The organism is Mesorhizobium sp. M4A.F.Ca.ET.090.04.2.1, from assembly GCF_003999085.1.
Classification (GTDB): domain Bacteria; phylum Pseudomonadota; class Alphaproteobacteria; order Rhizobiales; family Rhizobiaceae; genus Mesorhizobium.
Genome location: NZ_RZOT01000300.1, coordinates 1 through 7171, shown reverse-complemented (window position 1 = coordinate 7171; position 7171 = coordinate 1). Strand labels below are relative to the sequence as shown.

The 7171-nt window shown below is 64.5% G+C and carries 9 protein-coding genes and 2 pseudogenes; 8 read left to right on the top strand and 3 right to left on the bottom strand.

What is annotated here, in order from left to right:
- Positions 1–357: pseudogene (locus EN781_RS20430) on the top strand (hypothetical protein); the annotation flags it as partial.
- Positions 357–683, top strand: coding sequence for a DUF6105 family protein (locus tag EN781_RS20425; protein WP_126054687.1), 327 nt, complete (start codon positions 357–359; stop codon positions 681–683). The pseudogene EN781_RS20430 and the gene EN781_RS20425, both read left to right, overlap by 1 nt.
- Here EN781_RS20425 and ruvX read toward each other — a convergent pair.
- A complete protein-coding gene (ruvX, locus tag EN781_RS20420; protein WP_126054686.1) occupies positions 616–1107 on the bottom strand; it encodes a Holliday junction resolvase RuvX in 492 nt (163 codons plus the stop codon). The two genes, EN781_RS20425 and ruvX, sit on opposite strands and share 68 nt — an antisense overlap.
- Positions 1108–1225: 118 nt before the next feature.
- Between ruvX and EN781_RS20415 the strand changes: the two genes are divergently transcribed.
- The 6 genes from EN781_RS20415 (at position 1226) to EN781_RS20390 (ending at position 5729) form a co-directional block, all read left to right on the top strand.
- Entirely contained in the window at positions 1226–1933 is a 708-nt protein-coding gene (locus EN781_RS20415; RefSeq protein ID WP_126054685.1) for a metal-dependent hydrolase, read from the top strand.
- 52 nt (positions 1934–1985) lie between these two features.
- A complete protein-coding gene (locus EN781_RS20410) occupies positions 1986–2402 on the top strand; it encodes a hypothetical protein (RefSeq protein WP_126054684.1) in 417 nt (138 codons plus the stop codon).
- An 87-nt stretch (positions 2403–2489) separates the two neighbouring features.
- Positions 2490–2777, top strand: coding sequence for an Asp-tRNA(Asn)/Glu-tRNA(Gln) amidotransferase subunit GatC (gene gatC / locus EN781_RS20405; RefSeq protein ID WP_126054683.1), 288 nt, complete (start codon positions 2490–2492; stop codon positions 2775–2777).
- 7 nt (positions 2778–2784) lie between these two features.
- Positions 2785–3243: a GNAT family N-acetyltransferase gene (locus tag EN781_RS20400; protein ID WP_126054682.1), complete on the top strand. Its 459-nt coding sequence runs from the start codon at positions 2785–2787 to the stop codon at positions 3241–3243.
- A complete protein-coding gene (locus EN781_RS20395; RefSeq protein WP_126054681.1) occupies positions 3243–4808 on the top strand; it encodes an amidase family protein in 1566 nt (521 codons plus the stop codon). The genes EN781_RS20400 and EN781_RS20395 overlap by 1 nt, the downstream gene beginning before the upstream one ends.
- Before the next feature lie 129 nt (positions 4809–4937).
- Positions 4938–5729, top strand: coding sequence for a YdcF family protein (locus EN781_RS20390; protein ID WP_126054680.1), 792 nt, complete (start codon positions 4938–4940; stop codon positions 5727–5729).
- Here EN781_RS20390 and EN781_RS20385 read toward each other — a convergent pair.
- Entirely contained in the window at positions 5684–6421 is a 738-nt protein-coding gene (locus tag EN781_RS20385; RefSeq protein ID WP_126054679.1) for a DUF599 domain-containing protein, read from the bottom strand. The genes EN781_RS20390 and EN781_RS20385 overlap by 46 nt on opposite strands.
- A gap of 42 nt (positions 6422–6463) precedes the next feature.
- Positions 6464–7160, bottom strand: a pseudogene (locus tag EN781_RS20380) (cysteine hydrolase).
- Positions 7161–7171 lie beyond the last annotated feature (11 nt).

Here is a 7171-nt window from a genome sequence, read left to right as displayed (position 1 = left end):
CTGTTCTGCTGGGCCTTCGTCGAAACGCTGCTCAACATAGCGGCAAATCCCGATGCCACGGATGGTGTCGCGCGCATCGCCTTCATTTCCGCCTCCGGCGTGCTGTCGCTGGTTCTGGTCGGCGGCGCGGCGCAAGGCATCGACGGGCTGTTCATGGTCGTCGCCGTCCAACTGACGGCGCTGCTTGCTTCCTATGTCGCGGTGCTGGCCGAGCAGCGCTCGGCGCGGGTTGAGGCATTCGCGGCCGACAATGAATTCCGCGCGACCGCCCATGTCATGGCACGGGGCGCCGCGCACAGTTCGCTGCTGTCACGCATTTCCGGTCGTCCGGAAGCGAATTCGAGGGATGGCCGCTGATGCGTACCCTGTTCGCGCTCTGGGCCGCTCCGCTGCTCCTGTTCTGGGGCTGGTTCTTCTTGTCGCTCAACGACATGAATTTCGGCTACGTGATGCTGAGCCGCCCGCTGCATGACCTGGTGTTCCAGCTTTACGGCGAGATGCTGGGCATCGATCCCGCTCTGATTCCCGGCATGGTGGCGAAAGCCTGCGTCTTCGACAGCTTCCTGCTGATGGCGCTGTGGGCGTTCCGCCGCCGCCGCAACATCACCGCCTGGGTCAGGAATCGCTGGTCGGGTTCGGTTCCTCAAGTGACTGGAGCCGATCCAGCACTCCCTGCAGAATAAAGGCCGCCGCCGCCGAATCGATCTTGTCGGCGCGCTTCCTGCGCGAAAAATCCATCTCAATCAGCGTCCGCTCGGCCGCCACCGTCGACAACCTTTCGTCCCAGAGCACGAAGGGCAGGTCGGACAGGGACGCCATGTTGCGCACGAAAGCGCGCGATTTCTGGGCGCGCGGGCCTTCCGACCCGTCCATGTTGACGGGCAGGCCGAGCGCGATCGCGCCGACATTGTCCTTCTGCATCTGGGCGAGCAGCAGGGCCGCGTCGAGCGAGAATTTCCTGCGCATGATGACAGGCCGCGGATGAGCGAAAGCGAGGCCCCGGTCGGAGACCGCCACACCGATCGTCTTGTCGCCGAGGTCGAGCCCGGCCAAGGTCCTGCCGCCTTGGAGACGTGCCGGCAAGTCCTCGATCGATATGATGCCCAACTGCTTTCCTCTGACCTCAAGCGCGGCGCACCCTTTTTGACGCACCGCATGTGATGGCACTTTAATTCTGCCGGAGGCGTTCTATCCTCTGGCGCAGCAAAAATCGAGGAAGGCATTGATGAAACTGACCTGGTACGGACATTCGGCGTTCCGCGTCGAGACGGCAGGGGCCAATATCCTGATCGACCCCTATCTGATCGGCAATCCGTCCTGGACGGGCGGCTGGGAAGGGCCGGCGGAAGGGGTGACGCACGTGCTCTTGACCCATGGCCACAACGATCACGTCAGCGGCGCGCTGGAGATTCTGAAGAAGAGCGGCGCCGTCCTGGTCGCCAATTACGAGATCTGCATGTATCTGGTCGGCCAGGGCGCCAGCGGCAGCAAGATCAATCCCGGCAATATCGGCGGCACCGTCGATTGCGGCGCCTTCACCACCACCTTCGTCCAAGCGTTGCACTCCTCGTCCTTCGGCGGCGAGGGCGGCGCCAACACCTATCTCGGCAATCCCGGCGGCCTCGTGCTGCATTTCCCGCAGGACAAGACGCTCTACCATATGGGCGACACCGACATCTTCTCAGACATGGCGCTGATCAACGAACTGCATGAGCCGAAGATCGGCCTTGTGCCGATCGGCGACCGCTTCACCATGGGCGGCGCGGTGGCGGCGCTCGCCTGCCAGCGCTTCTTCAACTTCGACACGGTCGTTCCCTGCCATTTCGGCACCTTCCCGATCATCGACCAGACCGCCGACAAGTTCGTCGCCGGCATGGAGGGCTCCGGCGTCGATGTGGCCTTGCCGGCGATTGGCCAAACCATCACGTTATAGGCGCGGAGACGCGCTGAGCCGGGACTATTCATTGGGGAAATGGAATGAAATCATGGCTTTGAGGCAGACACTTTGTGTTTCGATGCTGGTTGCCGCGTCCCCCGCGCCGGCGGCCGAGGGCTTCATCGACGGCGTCTACCTGCAATCGGAGGAACTGTGCGCGCAGGCCAAGAAGGGCAAGCTGCAGGACTTGATCGAGGCAGGCAACATCGTCCTGTCGGCCCGCGGACTCGAGGGCATCGAATTCAATTGCGAGTTCCTTCAGGTCACCAAGGCATCGCGCTCGCCGAGCTGGGCGGTCACCGCCATCTGCCAGGAGCCGGGTTTGGTCTTTCCCGACGTCCTGTCGGTCACCCAAATGAGCCCGAAGCAGATCGACCTTGTCTCGGTTCGGCCGGTCGATGACGAGAGCGAGCAGGCCGGGAATGGCGGCAGCTACTTCCACTGCGAAGGCGTGGCGCTGCCTTAAGCCCAAATCTCAGCCATCCGCGCGGCGATGCAGGTTGCGCGGCGCGCGCGTCGCCGCTATAGCGCTGGTTTTCCCGAGGCAACAAAAATGTCCGTTGATCTTCAGACAGTGAAGCGCGTCGCGCACCTTGCCCGCATTGCGGTGAGCGAGGAGGACGCCCAGCGCATGACCGGCGAACTGAACGCCATCCTCGGCTTCGTCGAGCAATTGAACGAAGTCGACGTTTCCGGCGTCGAGCCGATGACCTCGGTGACGCCGATGGAGATGAAGAAGCGCCTGGATATCGTGACCGACGGCAATAAGCCCGCCGACATCGTCGCCAACGCGCCGGCCACCGAAGAGAACTTCTTCCTCGTCCCGAAGGTGGTGGAGTAAAGGCCCGATGGCAATCGAGATCGCCGTCGAGACCGCCTTGCAGGACGATGTGCGCATCCTTGTCGAGGAACTCAACGTGACGCTGCTCGAACTGACGCCGCCGGAGCACTGCTACCACATGACCGTGGAGGAGATGGCCGGCAAGGACACGACGGTCTTCATCGCGCGCGACAATGGTCTCGCCGTTGGCTGCGGCGCGCTGAAGCGCCACGACAGCGGCATCGGCGAGGTCAAGCGCATGTACACCAGGCCCTCGCATCGTGGCCAGAAGATCGGCGCGAGCATTGTCGAGCGGGTCGAGGCGCTGGCACGCAGCGAGGGGATGACGCGCCTGGTGCTGGAAACCGGCGACCGCCACCCCGCCGCCTGGACTGTCTATGAACGCGCCGGATTCTCGCGGTGCGGCCCGGTGCTGGACTATCCCGACTCCGAATGGTCGGTGTTTTACGAAAAGAGCCTTGCCTGATGAGCGAACTGACACATCTGACGATTTCCGAAGCCCGCGCCAGGCTGCGCGGCAAGGAGATCACCGCCGCCGAGATCACCGAGGCCTATCTGCGGGCGATCGAGCGCGCCAATCCGGTGCTCAATGCCTATGTCACGGTCACCGGCGACAAGGCCCGCGACATGGCCAAGGCCTCCGATGCCAAGCTCGCCAAGGGCGAGGGCGGCGCGCTGGAAGGCATTCCGCTCGGCATCAAGGACCTGTTCGGCACCAAGGGCGTCCACACCCAGGCCTGCAGCCACGTGCTGGACGGTTTCGAGCCTCGCTACGAATCAACCGTCACCGCCAATCTGTGGGCCGACGGCGCCGTCATGCTGGGCAAGCTCAACATGGACGAGTTCGCCATGGGCTCTTCCAACGAGACCTCCTACTACGGCCCGGTCATCAACCCGTGGCGGCGCTCGCGCCTCGACACGGTGGTGATGCCGACCACGCACCAGGGCGACGGCGGCTTCGTCTCGGCCGGCGGCGCGAAAACCCAGCGCACGCTGGACAATGCCCAGCTCGTGCCGGGCGGCTCGTCCGGCGGATCGGCCTCGGCCGTTTCCGCTTTCCTCTGCGCCGGCGCCACCGCCACCGACACCGGAGGCTCGATCCGTCAGCCGGCGGCTTTCACCGGCACGGTCGGCATCAAGCCGACCTATGGCCGCTGCTCGCGCTGGGGCATTGTCGCCTTCGCCTCGTCGCTGGACCAGGCCGGCCCGATCGCGCGCGACGTGCGCGACGCCGCGATCCTGTTGAAGTCGATGGCCTCCGTCGACCCGAGGGACACGACATCTGTCGATAGTCCGGTGCCGGACTACGAAGCCGCGATCGGCAAGCCGATCAAGGGCATGAAGGTCGGCATTCCCAAGGAATACCGCGTCGACGGCATGCCGCAGGACATCGAAGCTCTGTGGCAGAAGGGCATTGCCTGGCTGAAGGAAGCCGGCGCCGAGATCGTCGACATCTCGCTGCCGCACACCAAATACGCGCTGCCGGCCTATTACATCGTGGCGCCGGCCGAAGCCTCGTCGAACCTCGCGCGCTATGACGGCGTCCGCTACGGCCTGCGCGTGCCGGGCAAGGACATCGTCGACATGTATGAGAAGACCCGCGCCGCCGGCTTCGGCCGCGAGGTCAAGCGCCGCATCATGATCGGCACCTATGTGCTGTCGGCCGGTTATTACGACGCCTACTACCTGCAGGCGCAAAAGGTGCGCACTCTGATCAAGCGCGACTTCGAGAACGTGTTTGCCGCCGGCGTCGACGTCATCCTGACGCCGGCGACGCCGTCGGCCGCGTTCGGCATCGCCGACGAGGACATGGCTTCCGATCCGGTCAAGATGTACCTCAACGACATCTTCACGGTGACCGTCAACATGGCCGGCCTGCCGGGCATCAGCGTCCCCGCCGGTCTCGACGCCAAGGGCCTGCCGCTCGGCCTGCAGCTCATCGGCCGTCCCTTCGACGAGGAGACGCTGTTCCAGACGGCGCATGTCATCGAGCAGGCGGCCGGCACATTTCAGCCGGAAAAGTGGTGGTAGGGTCGTCCCTCATCTAGCTCGTGGCTCCGAGAATCGGAATCGATTTTCGGAAAGGATCATGCGCAAGATCAAAGTGTTACAGCGTCCCTTGCGCGTCCAGGGGCGCGCGGCGCTGTAATGGGGTGAGGGATGTTCTTCTATCTTTCCAAGATTTTCTGGTTCTTCATCCAGCCGCTCAACCTGGCGATCTTCCTGCTGCTGGCGGGCCTGCTCGCGGCCGCGTTCGGCCGTCGGCGGCTGGCCGCCACCGGCAGCGTGCTCGCCTTCCTGATCCTGTCGCTTTCCGCCTGGACCTCGCTCGGCGCGATGATGCTCAACCCGCTGGAGGAGCGCTTTGCCAAACCGTCGCTGCCGCAGAAAGTCGACGGCATCGTCGTGCTCGGCGGCGGCTTCGAGGGCGCCATCAACCTCGCACGCGGCGGCTATGAGTTGAACAGTGGCGGCGACCGCATGGTCGAGACCGCGATCCTCGCCAGGCGGTTCCCGCAGGCCAAGGTGGTGGTATCCGGCGGTACCGGAGAACTGTTCCTGGACGGCGAGGGCGATGCCGACACCGCACCGCGCCTGCTTGGCGCGCTCGGCGTCAGCGCAGATCGGCTGATCCTCGAGAACAAGTCGCGCAACACCTATGAGAACGCCGTCTTCACCAGGCAGATGGTGGCGCCGAAGCCGGGCGAGACCTGGCTGCTAGTGACCTCGGCCTTCCACATGCCGCGCGCCAAGGCGCTGTTCGACAAGGCTGGCTTCCCGACCATCCCATGGCCGGTGGATTACCGCACCTCGGGCAAGGAAGGCATCGGCCTGTTCCGTGACAACCCGGCCGATTCGCTGCAGGTGACGACCATGGCGATCCGCGAATGGATCGGGCTTGCCGCTTACTGGCTGTCCGGCCGCATCGACGGGCCCTTCCCGGGCGGCTGACCGAGGACGGCCTCCCTGGCCGCAGAGAAGAACTGGCGCCGGACCAGCACCGCCAGCAGCAGCAGCGTCGACAGCACGAAAATCACCGGGTCGATGAACCAGCCGAGATAGCCGATCGAGAAGAAGACCGCGCGCAGGCCGGAATTGAAATGCTTGCCGGCCAGCATGTTCATGCGCGCCGCGCGCCAGACCGCCGTCTCGCTGACCGGATTGCGCGAAGCCTCGCCGTACGGGATCGGCACGGCGCCGATCAGGATCGAGCAGTAATTGAACAGTCGGTAGGCCCAGCCGAACTTGAAGAAGGCGAAGGCCAGGATCAGCACCAGGCCGAAAACCTTCATCTGGAAGGCCTCGCGCGAGGAGGTCGCGCTCAGCGGCAGGTCGCTCAGCACCGTAAGCACCTGGTCGGAGGCGCCGAGCAGCGCGAAACAGCCGCCAAGCGCGATCAGCGAGGAGGATGCGAAGAAGGCGGTGCCTTGCTGCAGACCGGTCATGATGGCGGTGTCGACGATACGGATCTCGCGCTCGGCCATGGTTCGCATCCAGGTCGCGCGCTGGGCGTTCATAGCCGTCGTCAACGAGACGCGGCTGACCAGTCTGCCGTCGGAGGCCAGCGTATGCAGCACCCAGACGATGAGGAAGAAGGCCAGCGCCGCGAGGTCGGCCGTCGAAAGATGGAAGGAATCGCCCATGTCCCCTTGTACCACAGGCGAGCCGGCCGCTTCGACGGTCGGCTAGGCCGGCAGGGGTCGGGCGGCTTTCGCGCGCAGGGCCTCGACCACCATGTCGGTCCTGGTGACCCATCCGAACGCGTTTTCGAAATTCCACAGCGTTGCCTGGCGGTTGAAGTCGGGGCCCGAATGGTTCATCGCGTCCTCGACCAGGACAGGCCAGAATTCCAGCATGTAGGCCGTCGCGCGCGGTCGCATCGACGCAGACATTGGTGGCGACCCCGCTGAACAGCAGATGGCGGATATTGCGAGCCCGCAGATACGCTTCCAGACCGGTGTTGCAAAAGCCGCTGTAGCGGGATTTGCGGATGATCTGGTCGCCCGGCTCCGGCTTCAGCGCATCGACGATCTGCCAGTCCCAGCTGTCGTCGATCAACAGCTTGCCGCGCAGTTCGGGGCGCTGGCGCATCAGCACCATTCCCAGTTCCTTGTGGTAATTCGGCGAGGAAATGTCGCCGGCGTCGCCGAGATCCGGTCTGTACGACATCTGGAGATAGACCACGGTGAGGCCAGCTTTGCGCGCGGCCGCAAGCAGCCTTTTGTTGGCCTCGATGGCCGGTGCAGCACCCGATATGTCGAAGCCCGCCAGATCGAACATGCCGCCCGCCGAGGCGAAGGCGTTTTGCATGTCCACCACGATGACGGCCGTCTGCGCTGGCACGATGCACACCGGTTCCGGCCTGGCCTCCAAGGCAAGCATTGCTTCCTCCC